The organism is Ruegeria arenilitoris, from assembly GCF_013032445.1.
Lineage (GTDB): Bacteria > Pseudomonadota > Alphaproteobacteria > Rhodobacterales > Rhodobacteraceae > Ruegeria > Ruegeria arenilitoris_F.
Window position 1 is genome coordinate 1 of sequence record NZ_WQCA01000038.1, and the last position, 18256, is coordinate 18256.

At 47.1% G+C, this 18256-nt stretch carries 12 protein-coding genes and 4 pseudogenes; 8 read left to right on the top strand and 8 right to left on the bottom strand.

Going from position 1 to position 18256, the window contains the following annotated elements; genetic code table 11:
• A pseudogene (locus tag GOW98_RS25930) lies at positions 1-115 on the bottom strand (IS6 family transposase); the annotation flags it as partial.
• Positions 116-168: 53 nt separating this feature from the next.
• A pseudogene (locus tag GOW98_RS23740) lies at positions 169-351 on the bottom strand (DDE-type integrase/transposase/recombinase); the annotation flags it as partial.
• A 482-nt stretch (positions 352-833) separates the two neighbouring features.
• Here GOW98_RS23740 and GOW98_RS23745 point away from each other — a divergent pair.
• Positions 834-1526, top strand: coding sequence for a sugar transferase (locus GOW98_RS23745; protein WP_170336797.1), 693 nt, complete (start codon positions 834-836; stop codon positions 1524-1526).
• Between the two features lie 120 nt (positions 1527-1646).
• Here GOW98_RS23745 and GOW98_RS23750 read toward each other — a convergent pair whose 3' ends face one another.
• The 4 genes from GOW98_RS23750 to GOW98_RS23765 all read right to left on the bottom strand — a co-directional run bounded on the left by GOW98_RS23750 (position 1647) and on the right by GOW98_RS23765 (position 7686).
• On the bottom strand, positions 1647-2924 hold the full coding sequence (locus GOW98_RS23750; RefSeq protein ID WP_170336799.1) for an O-antigen ligase family protein: 1278 nt from the start codon (positions 2922-2924) through the stop codon (positions 1647-1649).
• On the bottom strand, positions 2921-4162 hold the full coding sequence (locus GOW98_RS23755; RefSeq protein ID WP_170336801.1) for a glycosyltransferase family 4 protein: 1242 nt from the start codon (positions 4160-4162) through the stop codon (positions 2921-2923). The genes GOW98_RS23750 and GOW98_RS23755 overlap by 4 nt, the downstream gene beginning before the upstream one ends.
• Positions 4163-4309: 147 nt before the next feature.
• Entirely contained in the window at positions 4310-6385 is a 2076-nt protein-coding gene (locus GOW98_RS23760; RefSeq protein WP_170336803.1) for a hypothetical protein, read from the bottom strand.
• Between the two features lie 122 nt (positions 6386-6507).
• A complete protein-coding gene (locus GOW98_RS23765) occupies positions 6508-7686 on the bottom strand; it encodes a glycosyltransferase family 4 protein (RefSeq protein ID WP_170336805.1) in 1179 nt (392 codons plus the stop codon).
• 579 nt (positions 7687-8265) lie between these two features.
• Between GOW98_RS23765 and GOW98_RS23770 the strand changes: the two genes are divergently transcribed.
• The 7 genes and pseudogenes from GOW98_RS23770 (at position 8266) to GOW98_RS23800 (ending at position 16351) form a co-directional block, all read left to right on the top strand.
• Positions 8266-10218: a GumC family protein gene (locus GOW98_RS23770; RefSeq protein ID WP_367646895.1), complete on the top strand. Its 1953-nt coding sequence runs from the start codon at positions 8266-8268 to the stop codon at positions 10216-10218.
• A gap of 22 nt (positions 10219-10240) precedes the next feature.
• On the top strand, positions 10241-11572 hold the full coding sequence (locus tag GOW98_RS23775) for a polysaccharide biosynthesis/export family protein (protein ID WP_170336809.1): 1332 nt from the start codon (positions 10241-10243) through the stop codon (positions 11570-11572).
• A complete protein-coding gene (locus tag GOW98_RS23780; RefSeq protein WP_170336811.1) occupies positions 11569-12600 on the top strand; it encodes a glycosyltransferase family 2 protein in 1032 nt (343 codons plus the stop codon). The genes GOW98_RS23775 and GOW98_RS23780 overlap by 4 nt, the downstream gene beginning before the upstream one ends.
• 38 nt (positions 12601-12638) lie before the next feature.
• Entirely contained in the window at positions 12639-13769 is a 1131-nt protein-coding gene (locus GOW98_RS23785) for a glycosyltransferase (protein ID WP_170336813.1), read from the top strand.
• 159 nt (positions 13770-13928) lie between these two features.
• The gene (locus GOW98_RS23790) at positions 13929-14720 is read left to right on the top strand and encodes a sulfotransferase (protein ID WP_170336815.1); all 792 of its coding nucleotides are present in this window, start codon (positions 13929-13931) and stop codon (positions 14718-14720) included.
• Between the two features lie 135 nt (positions 14721-14855).
• On the top strand, positions 14856-15536 hold the full coding sequence (locus GOW98_RS23795) for a sulfotransferase (protein WP_170336818.1): 681 nt from the start codon (positions 14856-14858) through the stop codon (positions 15534-15536).
• A 63-nt stretch (positions 15537-15599) separates the two neighbouring features.
• Positions 15600-16351 (top strand): annotated as a pseudogene (locus GOW98_RS23800) (IS5 family transposase).
• 79 nt (positions 16352-16430) lie between these two features.
• On the opposite strand, the gene GOW98_RS23805 reads toward GOW98_RS23800, so the two are convergent.
• Both GOW98_RS23805 and GOW98_RS25935 read right to left on the bottom strand, forming a co-directional pair.
• Entirely contained in the window at positions 16431-17924 is a 1494-nt protein-coding gene (locus GOW98_RS23805; protein ID WP_302479319.1) for an oligosaccharide flippase family protein, read from the bottom strand.
• Positions 17925-18099: 175 nt separating this feature from the next.
• Positions 18100-18256: pseudogene (locus GOW98_RS25935) on the bottom strand (IS6 family transposase); the annotation flags it as partial.

Sequence of the window (18256 nt, forward strand, 5' to 3'; positions counted from 1 at the left end):
GCAGTAGATCTTCGACATTCCGAAGCGAGAGAGGGAATCGGATGTACAGCATCACTGCAAGGCGGATGATCTCGGGACTGGTTTTGAAGTATTTGTAAGAGGCAGGTTTGGTCATGGGCAAAAGCTACGTAACCGCCCTGCCCTGCTCAAGCAAAGTTCCTCTGACAAGACCTCCTGTGCAACGAACTCAGGGCCCTTATCCGACCGGATGAATGCGGGAGCGCCGCGCAGAATGAACAGGTCTGTCAGAACATCGATCACATCTGTCGAGTTCAGCTTGCGCTTCACCTTAATCGCCAGACATTCCCGGCTATACTCATCAATGATGCTCAGCGTCCGGAAGACCTTTCCACCATCCCAATGGAATACAGGCCGACGATGCACTAACAATCAATTTGGACCAGTCAGATGAGGCTGTGCAGAAGCACTTGAATTGCGATTGCTTACTCATTCGCGAAGGATACGAGAGCACCCTGCCCACCTTAACCCAAGTTCTTCTGACAAGACCAACAAACGTGCCTTTTTTTGTATCGTGATAAAGAAGTTAAGCAATCGGCAAAAAATTGCCACCATGTAAATTGCGAGCAAGCCGCTAACATTAATAGTGAAATTGGAATTCACCTTCATGAAGCACCATAAGATTGCTCAATTTTCGTACAAATATTTCAAAATTGCCATATGTTTCAAGCGTTGAACGCAGAATCAAGTAACATGACCGAAGATTCAAGCTATCGTTGTTGGCGAGGTAGGTTGTCGAGGGCAATAAAAGAAATAACTTCTAGGGAATTGTTGCTGTGAAAATTCAATTTTGAATAGCTATGTGGATTGACCGGATGCCGGAGTACCAGACTATTCGCGAAGAAAAATCGCCCCAAACCGTCGATTGCCCATACCATGGTCGATTGAGATTGTATCACGCCAATTCGGCGAACAACAAAAGGGCGCTGGACATTCTCCTTACCTTAATACTAGCTCCAGTTTTTGTACCTTTAATTCTCATGCTGGCACTTATTGTTCGATTTGATGGAGGCCCGGCATTTTTTGGTCATGCAAGGGTTGGTCGTGACGGAAAACCATTCATGTGTTGGAAGATTCGCACAATGGTGCCAGACGCCGAAACTAAGCTGGCAGCCTATCTTGAAGATAACGCTGACGCCAAAGCTGAGTGGCATGAAGCAAGAAAGTTGCGATCAGATCCCCGGATTACGTTTACAGGATCATTTCTAAGACAGACAAGCCTAGATGAACTTCCTCAAATTTGGAATGTCGCAAGAGGTGACATGAGCTTTGTTGGCCCAAGACCCATCGTCGAAAGCGAGCTTGAACTATATGGTGAGAACCAGATTGCATACACCGCCTTACGCCCGGGAATAACTGGATTGTGGCAGATTTCGGGTCGAAACGATGTGCAGTACGCCGAACGCGTTCGTCTCGACAAAGAATACCATGAGACTATGAGTTTGCGCAAAGATCTAACTATTCTCGTGAAAACCGCCGGTGTCGTGCTTCGTAGAACAGGCCACTAACGTACTATCGACGGCCATTTTCGAAAAGATGAAGACAATTTTTTAAGCGTAAGTCTCTGGATTAGAAGTTTGAATTTAGTGAGCTACCTGAACTAACGTTCTTAAAAGCTGCATAAAGTGTTATTTAGGGTCTACTGAGTACGCGAACTGATGACTTAGCCGTTGATAAAAAAGCTCGGGGAGCAAAGCCACGAATAAGAAAGCTAAAAACGCTTCGTTCCCAGAACCTTCAAAAAAACATTGGATGAAAAAGGTAACCCAAAACATGAAGAAAATTGCGGCATACCGTTTTCCATTTTTTACATATATCAGAACACCATAGGACAAAGAACGGACCCAAGGCAAGGTATAGGCGACTAGACCCAGCATGCCATTTTCAACTAATACACGTTGAAACTCGTTATGAATACTTGTCAGAAAATACTGTGGCAGCCAGTGATAGTTTTCTCGGACAAAAATTGTATATCCGTTAGTCCCAAGGCCCAAAAATGGGTTAACTCGAACAAGATCCCAGGTTAGTTGCCCAGAAAATATTCTTTGCGAGTTGCTTTGCGTTATACCTATCTTGCCGGTGGCCATTTCCGCCAGTGTAAAATCCTCGAACTGCCCAAAGTTAAATACCGAAAACAGCTGGCGTGTCAGGTAGTCATCAGAGGCGATAAGCATCGCAACAAAAGGAAGAGTGCAAAGAGCTAACGCGGAAAGTACACTCAAGCGAACGTAGCCTGCGGATAGTAGCAACACCAGATTCAGAATGAAAGCCAACTGAGCTTTTCTTTCACCGCTCATCACCAATAGGCCCGCGATGAGCCCAATAACAACGTAGTCTATCAGTCGGGCACGCCGTTTTGTGCATATCATTAGCGCGAAGATTACTGGAACGGCATAAGAGAACAGCAGCTTTGGCTCATCCAGCCGCTTCCAACCAAAGTAAAAACCACTCGCAACATGCCAGTAAACATTGAAACAAGTTATCAGAATTGAAACTAGAATGAACGTTCTTGCCATGCGGATCCAGTCAAGCTGACCTGCATAGAGGACCAAGACGTAGCCGAACATCGCAAGTTCAACTGCCTGAATGGTCTCTCGAATACCGTTCTTAGCTGAGATGGGAAATGCAAGTGCGACGTTAATAGTCAGAAAAAATAGTACCAGACCAAATCCTGTCGAGAAGCTCAACCGCCGTTTCAATAGTGATCCGCCGATCAATATTGGCGTGCAAACTAAACACACTAAGTCAAAAGGTTTAAGAACAAGGAGTGGTGTCTTTAAGTCCAGCCCTAAAAATATCGAAGAAAACCCGGCAAATAAAAGGATGAACAAGAAACGTTCATACTTTTGGGCAGTTGGCTCCAAGTTGGTATTTTTTGTATGTGCAGAATTTACCAAACTTGTCATGTGTAAAATGCGGGTTTCGAGTAACTCTCTCCAGATAGGTTTTCGTACAAGACGAGATACCTGTCGCGAACAGCCTTGGAGTCGTATCTTTTTCGAGCGCTATCGGCTATTTTTGTAGACCATCTCTCCCATTCGTATGAACTCATGGAAAGCGCTGCACGAAGCCCGACCTGTATGTCTTCCGTCGAAGTTCCCGCGACAAACAGAGGGTAGTCGCAGAAATCCACGACATCTCTATTTCCGCTGACATCCGACAATATTGGCACGACTCCGGCGCATGCCGCTTCGAGCAGAGCATTGGAAAGCCCCTCAGATGAAGATACCAATAAAAGGAAGTGCATTCGCTGCAAGTGATCAAAGACGTTGTTAACCCTTCCTTTGCAATCGATTTTCTGCCCTCTTTTTGAAGCTGAACTCTTTGCAATTGAGTTAAGTAACGGGCCGTCACCCAACAGTTCCAATCGGTAGCTTCCCTTGCACGCCAGCGTGCTCACCGCATCTACAATTTGAGAGACATTCTTTTCATCTGAAAGCCTCCCCACGTAGGCCAATATGACCATATTATTAAACCCTTCTGTTCTAGGGTTCCCGCGCCCAACGGCAATTTCCTCAACTTGGTCAACATCCACACCATTGGGAATTCGAAGCACTCGTTCACTGGGAACTCCCCACTCCAGGCAATTCTTTTCTATTTCACTGGAAATCGCGACGACAGCCGATGATCGGCGGGCTACGAACTTAGCGCCGGACCGGCCCACAATGTACTTTTTCTGGCTAATGATATTGAAGTCATTGCGCTCTCCGCCTACGCCTAGCTTCATGACAGTTGGTATTCCAAAAATCTGATATGCCAAGGCGGCGACATAAGCGTTTATTCGCAACTGGTGACAGTGAAGAACCGATACACGTCGGTGGTTCCACGCTATCCATATCAGAACTTGAAGCGCCCATAGCAAAGATGCTGGTAAGTAACGCCCAGCCAATTGCGGTGGGCGATATGTCCAAAACCTTACAACGCCTTTTTCTTCCTTTCTTGGTTTAAAGCCTGGCACACGACTTGTGACTACAACAACATTGACGCCGGCCTCGATCAGATTTTGCGTAAGCGCCGCACATTGCTTTTCGGCACCTCCCAAGATTTCAGAGTATTGACAGGTTAACATCACCACAATTTTTGAGTGCGAGTTAGCGCTACTTCTGCCAACTTTTGCTATATTTGTGATCGATTTTTTTGTCATTCATCAAACTCTACAAGGGTACACAACACCGCTACAAACCGGCTAATTCCAACACTGTCCGGCGCGATAAGGTGTAGCGAAGTTTTTGCTTTCGATCAGATTTCTAAAGAAACTGGCGTGAACCTATGAATTCGGCCCAACACCTTCCTACGCACCTCCCACACGTAATTTATCACTCCAAGCCTCAGGCTGGTTTACGGCACCAACAAGTTTCATCATGCATCGGACCTCGGACCCAGAGTCTGATTGTGTAATCTCATACTTGGGATCAGGGCTGAAACCACGCGGGTAGCCGTCGGAGTACCAGTAATACCAAATATCTTTGATGTCGGTTTCCAGATCCGCGGCACAGTGCAGAGTTTTCCCAACCAGTGCTTCTCCCACAATGGTTGGACGGGCAGAAAAGGGTTTCGTGAAACCTTCCAGCTTTTCTTCGCGCTGAAGAACTTCGATGTAGTCCAACACCATGTCATGACGAACATTCTGATCGGGCTCACCATGCTTAAGTCGCAGAGCATAGTCCGCGATCATGTATACCCGCTCAAGAAACTCTCTAGGGGTCGCTACTCGAGCCAACTCAGTTCCGTCGACCCCCAAGTAAGTAAAATCGGGCTCTATACGAAGTTCCCAGAGATGGAATTTTCCATCCCAGATATCGATGTCCAACCGCGCAGCAAACATCTTTTCATGGGCTATGTCTTTTTCCAGGTGTCCAAATTTGCCAGGATACTCACCCGCATGAACATGGGCGGAGCCACCATTGATCCATTGATCATCATTTCCTTCAAATTCAAATCCGTCGATTTCAATTCTTTCCGATGTCCTCCAAAACAAATGCTCGAGATTGTAAAACCACAAGATTGCCGGAAAGAAGCCCACTCCTGGGTTTCCATCAATCTCTGGCAATTTTACACGTGCCCTGAATATGCCGCCACCTTCCCAAGAACGCCCTTGGCCAACGTCGTTCACACTATAGATCGCTGACCCCTTCCATTGTTTGTCGAAACCTATGGACAAAGTCAAAGTGGAGCTGTCGGGATCGTGGGTATAGAGGTCCGCCCCACGTTTTAGATTTTCTAGTTGCGCGTCTTTGCCCACCCCACCGTTCCAACCAGGTGCAAACCATATTCCGCCTTGACCTCCTTCGCTTGCATCACTCCGAGACACCGAGTTTTCACGGAAATCGTCCAAAAAGACACGCACATATCCCTCATCCGAAGGCAGCGGCTTTCCCAGATGCTCCATTCGAGAATTCTCAGGGATTGAATACCAGCTATCTGACCATAGTTGCTCATCATGGGAATACCGCGCAGGAAAATCCCGCTCATCGTGCATCGGAGGTTCTGAACGATAGGCAAACTCTTCTGGTAAGAGGTATAAAGACCCGATGCGCCTGGCTGCCCACCCAACAATTTTATCAGCCAGAGCTTCAGACAATTCAGTTTGCCCAAAGATGATCGCATCAAACGACCAGCCAAGTGAGCCGCCTTGGGGGTCGCCAATAAAGCTCTTGGCATCCTTACGTGACGAAGGCGCGGAGAAGGTTAATGTATCTGAAACTTCCGGATCACTCTGGCCATTAACGCTAAGAAACAACCGCCCGTGCCTGCGGTAGACCAAAACTATGTTCCAAGTTTCACCGTCAGCAATCAAACCATGGTTGGAAAGACTATATGTCCTCGAACCGCTAGGCCCCTGCCCGCGCCAGCTGACACTAATTCCGGACTTGCCACTGTATTCCACCCTCGGTACTCGCCCTCCCGCCAGTTCATCTTCATTGACACTTAGTAGAGTGACACGATCTTCTGCTGAATTTGGCGGCTCAACCTTCAAAAGCAAAAGCATCCATCGGTAGCTTTTTAGGGCATCGTCAACATGACCAAAATTTAGATGTTGACGGCTACCTGCCGCAAAACTGATTCCGGAATCGGTATTGCCGTAGGTAGGTTGCTTCTTGGGATCGTCCTGCACGGCGTCGATTGGATTGAAGCCTGTGGCGCCCAAGTTTCTTACAGGACCCTCAGGTGTGTCATCCTGGGTGTAACCGTTCACCAATAGCTCCGGCACATCCAACAAGTTAAACAGATTACCTTCCGCCTCTGGATCAGTTGCCTGAGCTTCAACTGCTGACGAGGAAAGTAGAAGCGCTGCAGTAAATGCGGACGGCACAACGCACAAAATCCATTTAAAATATTCAACTAAGCATCGAATCTTGTTCAACATTAGCGATACACACCCACTTCTTTCGCAACACTCCCAGTGTTCAAAGTAATAAAGCTGCAACACCTAAAGAGCTCTTCTAGAAAAGCTTACATTGGCAAAGTTTGAAAGCTCCGTGCAGCGGATCAGCGAGAAACTTCCGCTTCGGTCTCCAAAGAACTTAGCGCATGTTCTTCGTTCACAGGTATACCCTTTCGAAGAGCAACTTTATTTATAACCGCTTCAACTTTTGGCTCCATTGCGTCTAGTGACCATTTAGAAGTATCAAATTGGCGCGCGCAACTAGTCATCGTTTCAAGCATTTCGGCGTCGGTCAACAATTGATCCAAGTGCCTCTGCATTTCAGCAACGCTCCCTGTTTCAACAACCAAGCCGTTAGATCCATCCCGAACAATTTCTTCGATGCCTGGTAACCAAGTAACTACCATTGGCTTACCTGCGGCGACGTATTGGACCAAAACTCGGGGCAAGCCTTCGCGCATTGACGCAAGAACGCAAATATCGGCGGAGGCAATGTACTGCTCGACATTTTTTTGAAAGCCTACAAGATGAACGTGTTGGCGTAGCCCATATTGATCCACACTCTCTCTGATGGCGTTCTCACACTCTCCTTGTCCAACAAGGTAAAGATGCAGATCTGGATGCTTCTTAACCAATCGCGCAAAGACGCTGATAAACTCCAAATGTCTCTTTCTTGGCTCCAAAGAAGCCGCCATAATCAAAACTCTACCTTTTGGAAGCTGATCCAACGCAGACGCACGACGGAAGCGATCGAGATCCATCCCGGAATAGACAACAAAATTATTTTCGGCTTTTCCCAGCCCAGCTTTGAGGTTCGCGTCGTGCATCCCTTGGGAAACGGCAATGTAGGCGTCAGTGTTCAGCGCAACCAGCTTCTCGAGCGATAGGTACACGATGCGCTTTACCGGCGATACATTCAGGAAAGGCAAAATGTGAACGCCATGCAGAACAATAGGCGTTCGACATCGCCATGCGGCCGCGCGACCGAGAATACCCGCCTTTGAGGCATGTGTATGAATTACATTTGGAGAAATCTGCCGAATGGCGCCGCAAATTCTCGAAAAGGCTCTTAAATCTCTGATCGGGCTTAATTCCCTTACAAGACCCTGGATTTGTTGCGTTTTCACTTTCCCGGAGATTGTAGATTTTCTTTCGCTATCGCATTCTTGTCCGTAGAGTAACCAGACCTCATGCCCACGTTCAGCCTGAGCGTTACATGTTGCAATCGTATTTTCCTCTGACCCGCCATTGAGCAGACACGTGATAACGTGAATAATCTTCATTCATCTCAACCCTTACAATCGTGTAACAAAGTGGTTCTATAGAGAACAGTATATCCGCACTATCAGAGTAGGTCTTTAGTCGTCGTAATTTAGTGAGCATCTGCTGTGGAATTTAGAAGCCCGTGTATTGGAGATTTTAGCGGTTCCACTAAGCTTTCCCGGCACACAGCCACGCGCACCAACTTAAAAAACCTTGCACCCGATGTACCAGCATTCTCCGCGGCGGATCTTGCGACCAAAAATCTACATTGTCAGTGTTTTATAGCAAACCTTTGGAGATTCTTTCCGGTAATTCCGTAGCCAACCCCAGTTCGCAGTCAACAAAGCTCAAAAAACGTGCATGTTTAGGAGTAGTGCATAGATTGGAACAGAGGCTTATCGCAACTGAGCATTGGCTAACTCGATTGTCTTTTAAATCGTCAAAAACTCTGTAGGCTACATCCTTGTGGAACTTGTGCTCGCGCACCAACACTTTCAAAAGAAACCACTATATACGGAATATATACAATATTAGTTAGGGACCCCATATCAACCAGCACCGAGGATAACGTCGCCAATATATCCCTATGGATAAGGCTGATATGGAGTCGACACAGGTTTATTTTGGGCTGCGCATTGCTTTGCGCTTTGGGCGGGGTTCTATTCGCTCTTACTCGGCCAGAGCTGTACCAGTCCTCAGCACTGGTTCGAATCGGTCAAAGCAAAGGTAGCCTGGTTGATGTTCAGGAAGCACTTGGAACATCAAGTCGCAATAGTGAAGAAATAAACATCACTCTCAGCAATGAGTTGCGAGTGATTAAGTCAAGCAGTGTCTTACAAGAAGTCATAAACTCTCAGGGCCTGATATCCGATCCCTATTTTAACCCGCGCAGCGGCGAAGCCACGGAGAATGCTGCAGAAAAGAACTCCGCAGTAACGACTGAGCCTGAAGTGTCAGACACTGACCAAGTTCAACCCCAAAACGTGGATGACACTACAAACAGGATTGTTTTGCGTCGCCTGCAAAAAGCTGTGGAAATTGAGCAATTGGGATACTCGCAAATATTGAAACTGTCTGTCACGGCAGACGAAGCGGATAAAGCAGCCCGTATCACCAATGCAATTGTTCAAGCTTACCTGAAAATTGAAATCCAAGAACGTCTAAATGCCACGAGGGAGACTGTGGATTGGCTTAACAACCAATTGAGCGAACTTGAGGCAAAAATGCAGGAATCAGCAGATGCGGTAGACAAGTTCAGACGCGAGACCGGACTTGGCGATCAAGAGCAAAGTACTGCACTGTCAAACAGTTACAGCCGCCTTCAAGATAGCCTCAGTGAAACCATTGCCCAACGAAAGACACTTGAAAACCGCGTGCTCGAAGTGCAGTCTGGCCTGTCACCCGACACGGAAGAAAGAAGTGTTGCACTCGAGCAGGCTCTTGAAGCCTCAAAGCTGCGAGAAGCAGCAATCAGTAATAGCCTGAACCAGATAGAAGAGCGTTTAACCCGACAAAACGTCGCTCAGTTTCAGCTTGTCCAGTTGGAGCGAAAGGCGAACGCGGACGCGCTCATATTCGAACGCTTCCTTGAACAAATACGACAGGCGGACGCAATAGGCGAATTAACTAAATCAAACGTGGGCATAGTAGAGATCGCAACCCCTCCTTTAAAGCCCATTGGTCCGGGTATGAAACTACTCGTTGCGGCAGCATTTATAGCGGGAGGTTTCTTAGGGGTAGTGTTCGTGCTGCTTCAAGAGGCGTTCCGCAGTACAATCGAAACCCGCGACGAACTTGAAAAACTAACGGGGCTTCCCGTCATCTCGAGCCTGCCTCTTGTTCACGACGAAGGCGACGACAAGATTGGCATACTTGATAAGCTAGTAAGTCAACCCTATACGGAATATGTTGAAGCCCTGCGAGCCATCAGTTATCGCCTATTGACCAAAAACAATGACCAACCCGTGGTTGTTGCTATTACCTCTTCAATCCCCGGAGAAGGTAAAACCTTGATTTCGATGGCATTGGCTTTATTTCACGCGCATTTTTACGAAAAGCGACAAATTCTGATTGACTGCGACCTCAGGCGGTCTCAACTTTCTCGAATTCTACAGGGAGATGATTATCTAGATCTTGGTGACTACTTGCTTGGTAGAGCTTCGGCATCAGATGTCATTCAGCCCGACCCCGTTTACAACTTAGATTTAATACCGTCGCACGGATCGCAGTCAGTGGGTCCTGATATTCTCTCAGGTGACCGTTTTAAAGAGCTCATCGAAAACCTCAAGAAAGAGTACGACATTATCATCTTGGATACTCCACCCATAACTCCGGTCCAAGACATCAGTATGATCTCGCATTCATGTGATGAAGTCTTTTTCGTGGTTTCACGGATTAAAAGTACCCGGGAACTTGTTACAAACGCTCTAAAAAAACTTAGGAGTTTGGATATCACTGTTTCTGGGATAATCTTTAACGCAGTCGACTTGAAAAAGGAGGCCAGTTACCGAGGTGTCTCATACTATTCCTACTCAGACTATCACAAGGGCTAGTCAGGTGCTTTTCAGAGACCCGGTGAGTGCTTTCACCTGGTTCAGGCAATGGGTTTTCCCTTGGTTTAATAAGAAGTTCCGCTCTCTAGCAGGAAGATGTTGGTTAAGAATTTTGCCGACGTTAGTGTTTGGCCTGATACTGCCCAATATTGTGAAGGCCGAGTACATCCTTACCCCGGGAGATGAGATAACATTATCAATTGGAGAGCTACCCGACAGTACCGTGGTATCACGCATAGATATTGACGGAAAAGTTAGTTTTCCAAGGTTGGGATCGTTCCAAGCAAGTGGGTTCACACTGACAGAATTGCGAGAGAACATTAACCTTGAGACCGCAGGTATGGTCATTTCGATTTATTCCCCATCAGGGGAATGGTTCCAGGTTACGATAGATGGAACCAGTATTTATCTTGGTATGAAATCTTATCTCCCCGTCTTTGTAACTGGCGATGTCGCAAGGCCGGGTCCTGTTGAGTTCCAGCCGGGAATGACTGTGCGAACCGCCTTAGCAAGTGGTGGTGGTGTTCTCTCGTCTTTGATTTCGCCCCAAGAAGCGCTGGTAAACGCTCCAGTACTCAGGTCGAATCTAACGACTCTCGCCATTGAACACGCCAACTTAGTCGCCGAGCTTTGGAGCTTGAATGCCCTATTCGAACGCGACGAGAACCTTTCAATGTCCGGCTTGCCATCAGTTTCGGTAAACAAAGAAAACTTCGAAGCCTTTATTCTATCCCGAAAAGATCAGGTGAGACTGATGTTGCGCGAACGCTTGACTGAGTATGGGCACCTGGAAGATCAACTGGCGACACTGACCAAAAGAATTGACTTGTTTAACGAGAAACTTCGCAATCAAGAGCAACTGATTGAACTTGCTAAGGAAGAAGTAATCAGCGCAGAAACATTGGTTGAAAAAGGTTTAGCTCGCGCAAGTGTTCTTAGTAACGCACGGCAGTCTCTGTTGGCGTTGTCTTCCAACACTTTGGAAGCAGAGAGCATCCTTGCTGAACTTGAACTACAGAGAAAATTGATCCATCAACGCATTGATATCTTTGATAGCTCCTTCAATGTGGAATTGTTGGAGGCGCGCGCCACTCTCGAGCCCAGAATAAAGTCACTTTCCAGTGAGATTCTGGGTGCTCAAGAAAGCCTCGTACTAAATGATGGAGGCGCGGGCAGTATACTGCGGCAGTTTGAGGAAGACCTGAAGCTCTACTTGATCCGTGGAACTGGTGATAAGGCGACTACTTCGGATGCCAGCTTTGATGATATACTGAGACCGGGCGACGTCGTGGAAGTCGACAATATTGTACTATTTCCAGAGAGTTCCGAAAAAGATCAGAGTGTTGGGCAATGAGTACTTTGGGGTCATCCAACCAAACTCACGATGGAATGCAACAAAATTCATGTTCTGCGCAGGGCTGCGCTTCAGTTGACGTAGTTATCACCTGTTATAACGAAGGCTTATTTATCAAGGAAGCAGTGCAATCTGTACTAGCTCAAACCGCGAGCACTCGCATTGCCTCAATTGTCGTGGTAGACGACGGCTCCGACAGTGAAACAATCAAAGTTCTAGAGAATATTAGGAGTTGGGACCCTCGAATTTCAGTTTACTTTGGGCCCGGCGGCAATCGGTTACCAGCGCAGAGAAACCTTGCGATTGGCAAGTGTTCTGGGCCCTATATAGCCATTCTGGATGGTGATGACATTTGGGAACCAGAAAAACTAGAGCTCCAGATTGCAGTGTTGGATAGGGATAAAAAAATTGGATTGGTTTACTCTGACTACTACACGTTCGCAGATGGAGACCCTGACTCTTACAGGCGTGTAAATGCAATCGACTTGAGCACAGCGGAAAACCAAACCAGGGCATACTTCCTGAACGATCCACCTATTGTACCATCGACGACAGTTTTCAGGCGAACTGCGTTTGAAGAATCTGGTGGGTTTGATGAACACGTAAAGCTCTTTGAGGATACAGATCTCTGGATCCGGATGTCACGGGTTTCAAGGTTCGGTTTTGTCGATACGCCGCTAACTAGAAAAAGGTATCATCGCTCTAGTCTCACCGGTGCCAGTCTTGACGTTATGCAGGACCATGCGACTATAGCACTAAAAGCCGTTTTAGATGACCCTGAATTACTGAAATATGTTCCCAGAAGGCTTGCTGAACGCGCGCGCAAACTCGGCAACCAGCACTACATTTTAGCGAACCCTGCTGCCGCGAGAAAACTACTGAAACTCTCCTTGGATCTGTATCCATTCAGCCCCCGTACATGGGCATCTTTCTTGGTTGTATGGCTTATTCCCAACCTATCGTATCGCTTGTTGAACTCGAACCTGCAAACTCGACGACGTGCTCTCGGGATACATGAAAGCCAATAAGTGGTCGGAAAACTATTTAGCTGTTGGTCGCCTTAGACATGTCTACTCCACCAAAACTGCTGTACTTTCTCAACTCATTCAATCGTGGCGGAGCCGAAATCGGCGTTAAAACACTGCTGGAGTTAGGCCTATTCGACGGATTTGAAATTACTATTGTAGCGATATCCCGGGGAAACGGCAGGTTGGATGATGGCCTGACCGCTTTGGGCTACAAAGTTATTTATTTTTCCGCATCCGACAGAATGACCATGAAAGACTTGGCGGTATCATTTTTTCGATTGTCGAAGTTGATTTCTCAAATGAACCCCGACATCGTTATTGGTTCCTTGCCCCAGGCAAACATTGTTGCCAGGCTAGCGTGCTGGACAAAACCCAAGATTACCTTCATATCTTACGAACACAACACACACTTAGCAAAACGCCTCTACGAACTTGCCTTCAAGCTGACTTCATCAAGGGTGGACTGGGTTTTCGCCGACGCAAATTTCACATTAAAGACCACTTTAAGACGTCTTTATTTTCGCGAACCGAAACAGACTTCTATCGTTCCATTGGTTTTTTTTGACACCCCAGCAAAATGCTATCAACACCCTAATAGCACCAAACCTTTTCGAGTGATCAACACGGGGCGCTTTACCAACACAAAAAACCAATCCGCCATAATTGAAGCTATTTCCATTCTAAGAAATAGAGGTAAAGAGGTTTCGCTCACGTTGTTCGGTGAAGGTGAAAATCTACACAAATGCAGGACGCTCGTAAAAAAATTAGATTTGACGAATACTGTTAAATTTTCAGGATTCGTTGAAAACTGGCCAGAGCAACCTTCAGATTGCTTTGTTTTAGCGAGCCGTCACGAAGGACTATGTATCGTGGCGCTAGAAGCAATGCACGCAGGCATTCCGGTAATTTCTCCCTTAGTAGGAGGCATAAATGACTACGGAAACGAGAAGAACATCCTGCCTCTTTCTTCCGTCGAACCAACGGAGATAGCTAACAGCATTCAAGAACTATTGGACCAACCCAATGAGGCGGCTTCTCGTGCCAAAAGTGCTGCAAAAATAGTCAACGATCACTACAGCATCGCTTCTGTAAAGAAGCGAATCACAGAGGTGAACCGGACAATGCACCTTAGTGTCGAAACTATGAACCCCCTTCCTGAACCTGAATAGATCCTGACCGCTTTGATCAATGCCAGCAAATCCACAAAGCGTTGAAATTATTGCTCTTGACCGCCGATTTCTCTCGTGTTGCTGAAGGTAAGCACCTATTCTACTGAGACAGGCTCAGGCACTCTCATTTCGTATTTTAATTTTTGGAGGTCGGTCTAAATGAATGTTGTGGGAGTAAACTGTTTTGGCCGCGGTGGGTCGGCAATATTCTTCTCAATATTGGCTAGTTCTCCCCATATTATAACCTCAAAAGAATGGCATAGAGAGGTTTTTCCAACCCGGCGAATCGGAAAGGCATTTCGGGTACTACGCTACAAATATGGCTTCACCGCCGCCGACCCGTTTATTGGCGCCACTTCCGCAAAAAGACTCGAAGATATCTATAAAACAGAAGTTGTAAAAAAGCCGACTGCCACGCAATTTGCAACTAAAGTCATGGATTTCTATAGTGTATTCAACCCTGCCATTTCAGCAGCCCATCCTGGTACGCGGTTCGTTCTGTTTCTTCGTGAGCCTGTAGGGCAATGTGAAAGCCTTATTAGATCAGGAAATTCATTGAACGAAGCTATCGATTGGTATAATTCCGTACTTGAACTATTTTGGCGACAAAAGCTCGAGAACAACGACATACCTGTCTTTCGATTTGAGGACCTCTTACGAAACCCGGAAACATTCGCCATGTCAGTTTATGAAACTTTACAGTTATCCCCACCACCGAACGGCCAGATCAATTTGAGAACGAAACGTTTTGGCTCGGACCGAAACAAAAACGAAGATGCGGCGACGGGATGGACTAAAGTCGCCATAAAAAATTTGGGCGATTTTATTGATGCGTCCGTGAACCAGCGCGCCCGCAGTCGGATCGGCGAAGAAAAAGCAGCTGAAATTCTTTCCCGCACGAGGCTCACAGCAGAGCGGTTCGGTTACAAAATTGAAACGGCGACTGAATAAAAGAAACAAACTCGCGCAACGGCACACTCAACTCTGTATAATTTTGTTAGCTGTCACTAGTAAGCTTCTATTGCGGCATTGTATTCACAAGTGTTTCGTTTGAGACGAAAAAGTACTTTCAACAGGAGGGGTGACGTGGCGGCCTTGCGAGAGAAACTGCACAACATCCGCACTCAAATTCTAAGCCCACAGACCAAGATATTCTTCATAGGTTACAACAAGTGTGGGACAACTTCACTCGACCACCTACTAAAAAGTGCTGCGATCCGGTCCGTCCATTACCACGCACCTATGGTCGATTTTAATCCGTTGTTGTTAAGAAAGCCTCTACAGAAAATATACTTCAGCTTAGCAAGTGAGGTGGTAAGGCGCAGCTCTGATCGGGCGGCATTAAGGAAACTTCTCGATCGGCACACTGCATATAGCGATTTGTTTTTCTTTTCAGAAACTAGCCAAGTCGAAGCAATTGAGTACTTCGAATTATTTCATGATTTGTATCCCGAGGCATTTTTTATTCTAAATGATCGAGACGAAAACAAGTGGCTTCAATCTCGCAAAAAGCACAAAGGCGGCAGCCTTGTTAGGGAAGCTATGAAGTATTACGCTACAGATACTGATGGCGTCATAGAAATCTGGCGGTCGAAACGCAAGGCACACGTCGAAAACGCGCTAAGATTTTTTGAAGGAAACCTTCGTTTCCTGCATTTTCGCATTGACCAAGACGATATTAAAAACCTTGTAGAATTCTTAGCGCCTGAGTTCAAAATTTCCGATCGAGATTGGATCATTATGAACAAAACCATAGAGCTAAACTAGGCTCAGGATACATTGATTCTCACTGTGCGCATGATTCACGGCTTCGAAAAATGGAGTGGTGACATGAGCGACCTTTACTGGCTGACCGACGATCAGATGGCCACACTTTCCCCATTCTTTCCAAAGTCGCACAACAAGCCACGGGTCGATGACAAGAGAGTGTTGAGCAGGATTATCTCCATCAATCGCAACGGTTTGCGGTGGCGCGACACTCCCAAGGAATACGGACCGTACGAGACGCTTTACAGCCGCTGGAAACGCTGGAGCTAGAAAGGGGGCTTCGCGCAGATGATGTCAGGATTAGCCGCTAAACACGGCGACGAGAACACCGTGATGATAGATGCTACCTACCTGAAGGCGCACTGCACAGCGACCAGTTTGGGCGTCAAAAAGGGGAACGTGGACGCCTGATCGGTCGGACCAAGGGCGGCATGAACACGAAGCTGCACGCCATCTGCGACAGCTAGGGACGACCGCTTGATCTACTCGTCACTGCCGGTCAGGTCAGCGATTACATCGGCGCACGGGCGTTACTCAGTAGTTTGCCAAAAGTCGACTGTCTATTCGGAGACCGCGGCTATGACGCCAGCTGGTTCAGGGATGCGTTAAAAGACAAAGGGATACGCGTCTGCATCCTTGGCGGGAAGCAGCGCAAGGCCCCAGTCAAATACGACAAACGCCGGTACAAGCGACGCAATCGGATCGAGATCATGTTCGGCAGATTCAAGGATTGGAGGCGCGTGGCAACCCGCTATGATCGTTGTCAAAAAGTCTTTCTCTCCGCCATCACGCTCGCGGCAATCGTTATCTATTAATGATGAATCCTGACCCTAAGAATTTGAGAACCTACCCGGTTTTAGCCTCTATCGATGCAATTTTTAGTTGCCGATAGCTCTATTTTGTTCCCGAACCCAAAAAGCTTGCACGGCTCCCCAGTACTTTTTTTGCCAAGTCGATACCTTCGCGCCCTAAAAAAAGCGTTGGACTAACGTAAGTTGCGACCAACAAAGAAAACGAAACCATTACAATTCCAAGACCCAACGTTACCCATGAAGACATACCAAATGTTAAGTACTTTGTCGCCAACCCAACCAGCAAAACTCCAAAACCAGACAGAAGGGACGGCCAGTGAAGTTTGGCTATCGCCGCCCATTCGATAATAACCGTTTTCTTGGTCAATCTGAGAGACAGGTAGAACTGGACGAATGCTGCGGTTGCGACTCCTAAGCACACTGCCGACAAACCGAACTCATGCAGCCCAATAATCAAGACTGACAACAACACAAGATATAGTATTTGAATTGGTATCAGCGCATATGGGCGACCTGTAGATTGAAAAATGCTTATAAGAAATCTCTGGCCCAAAACTGGATAGAACGACACCCCGAAAGTTGCCAACGGTATCGCCGCTGCAGCCCAACGAGAGCCAAGCATAACCGAGACTATCTCAACCGCGAAACACGCGCAAAATACACCTGCTGGAACTGTGAGTAGAGCTGTAACTGCCAGCCCACTTCTTAATGCCTTGCTTACGCGAGCCGCGTCGCCCTGCACAATAGACAAGCTAGGAAAGGCAGTGGTACGCATTATTCCGCTAAAAACAGTCAATCCTGTCTTTGCTAAAAAAGCCGATCGGGAGTAAAGACCTAGGTCGGATGCTCCCAAAAGTCGAGCTAGCAAGAGCCGATCAATGTTTTTGGACATGAACGAAAACGGTGCCATGACCGCAAAACCGATCCCAAGCGGTATGAGCTCACTAAGCGACTGCCGATCTATCCAGGGTGTCCGCAATTCTTCGCGAGCGAAATAGGCAAGCATCGAGCACCAAACGGCAGCCTCAGCAATGCTCATCGCAACCAGAGCCCAATACCCAAAATCTAAATAGGCGAGCGGTATTGCTACGAAAAAGGTCGCGAGCGCCCAACTGATCAATGATGACATTGCAATCTCACGGGATTTCAGACTACGGGCCAAAATCGCCTCTGAAAGTCCACCTAAGACACGGAATAGAACCATCAGTGTAAGGAACTTAGTGACAAATGAAACTTCGTCGATGGCCAATAAGTGGGCAAAAACTGGACCTGCAAACCACATTCCAACAGTCAATAATACTGTCAAAAGCAAGCCGACACCGAATGCTGTAGCTACGTGACGAGCCAAAATCTCTTGTCTTTGAATAATCGCTGACGAAAGTCCCAACTGCCCCAACATAATCGCGAAATCTACAACGATAAGCGAAGCTGCCGCGATCCCGAAATCTGCCGGAGTCACCAAGCGCGCAAGCACCGCCACTGCTAGCATTCGAATTGCAATGCGCATCAGTGAGGCTCCGCCCATCCAGGCTGCTCCCTTAAACGCTCTGCGTGTCAAATCTCGATCCCGATTCATCCTGCCAAACCAACAAATTTAAACCGAATATTACGCATAACCAGATGAGTTGCCCTTGTCAGCCTCCGTCTCAGTTTAAAGGCTGCAACATTATGTTCTGCAAGAAGTATAACCTTTTAAAGGGTGCTATAAGACGAATTCGAACCAGTCTCAGTTTTCCACAGAAACCGCGAACCTATGCGGAACAAAGTTGACGCCACTCGCTATGAGCGGTGGTGCGTGTCAGCTTGAAGGTGTCTCGGCTGGTGAGCGATCGCTCCTGGTTGAAATGGTTGTATACGGAGGAATGGACAGCGGCGAATTTCTGTAAACTTCGCATGCGCCTGAAACGC

Coding starts and splice junctions, on each gene's coding strand:
- GOW98_RS23745 (WP_170336797.1), top strand. CDS start 834: ATGCCGGAGTACCAGACTATTCGCGAAGAAAAATCGCCCCAAACCGTC.
- GOW98_RS23790 (WP_170336815.1), top strand. CDS start 13,929: ATGAATGTTGTGGGAGTAAACTGTTTTGGCCGCGGTGGGTCGGCAATA.
- GOW98_RS23750 (WP_170336799.1), bottom strand. CDS start 2,924: ATGACAAGTTTGGTAAATTCTGCACATACAAAAAATACCAACTTGGAG.
- GOW98_RS23755 (WP_170336801.1), bottom strand. CDS start 4,162: ATGACAAAAAAATCGATCACAAATATAGCAAAAGTTGGCAGAAGTAGC.
- GOW98_RS23805 (WP_302479319.1), bottom strand. CDS start 17,924: ATGAATCGGGATCGAGATTTGACACGCAGAGCGTTTAAGGGAGCAGCC.
- GOW98_RS23760 (WP_170336803.1), bottom strand. CDS start 6,385: ATGTTGAACAAGATTCGATGCTTAGTTGAATATTTTAAATGGATTTTG.
- GOW98_RS23780 (WP_170336811.1), top strand. CDS start 11,569: ATGAGTACTTTGGGGTCATCCAACCAAACTCACGATGGAATGCAACAA.
- GOW98_RS23785 (WP_170336813.1), top strand. CDS start 12,639: ATGTCTACTCCACCAAAACTGCTGTACTTTCTCAACTCATTCAATCGT.
- GOW98_RS23765 (WP_170336805.1), bottom strand. CDS start 7,686: ATGAAGATTATTCACGTTATCACGTGTCTGCTCAATGGCGGGTCAGAG.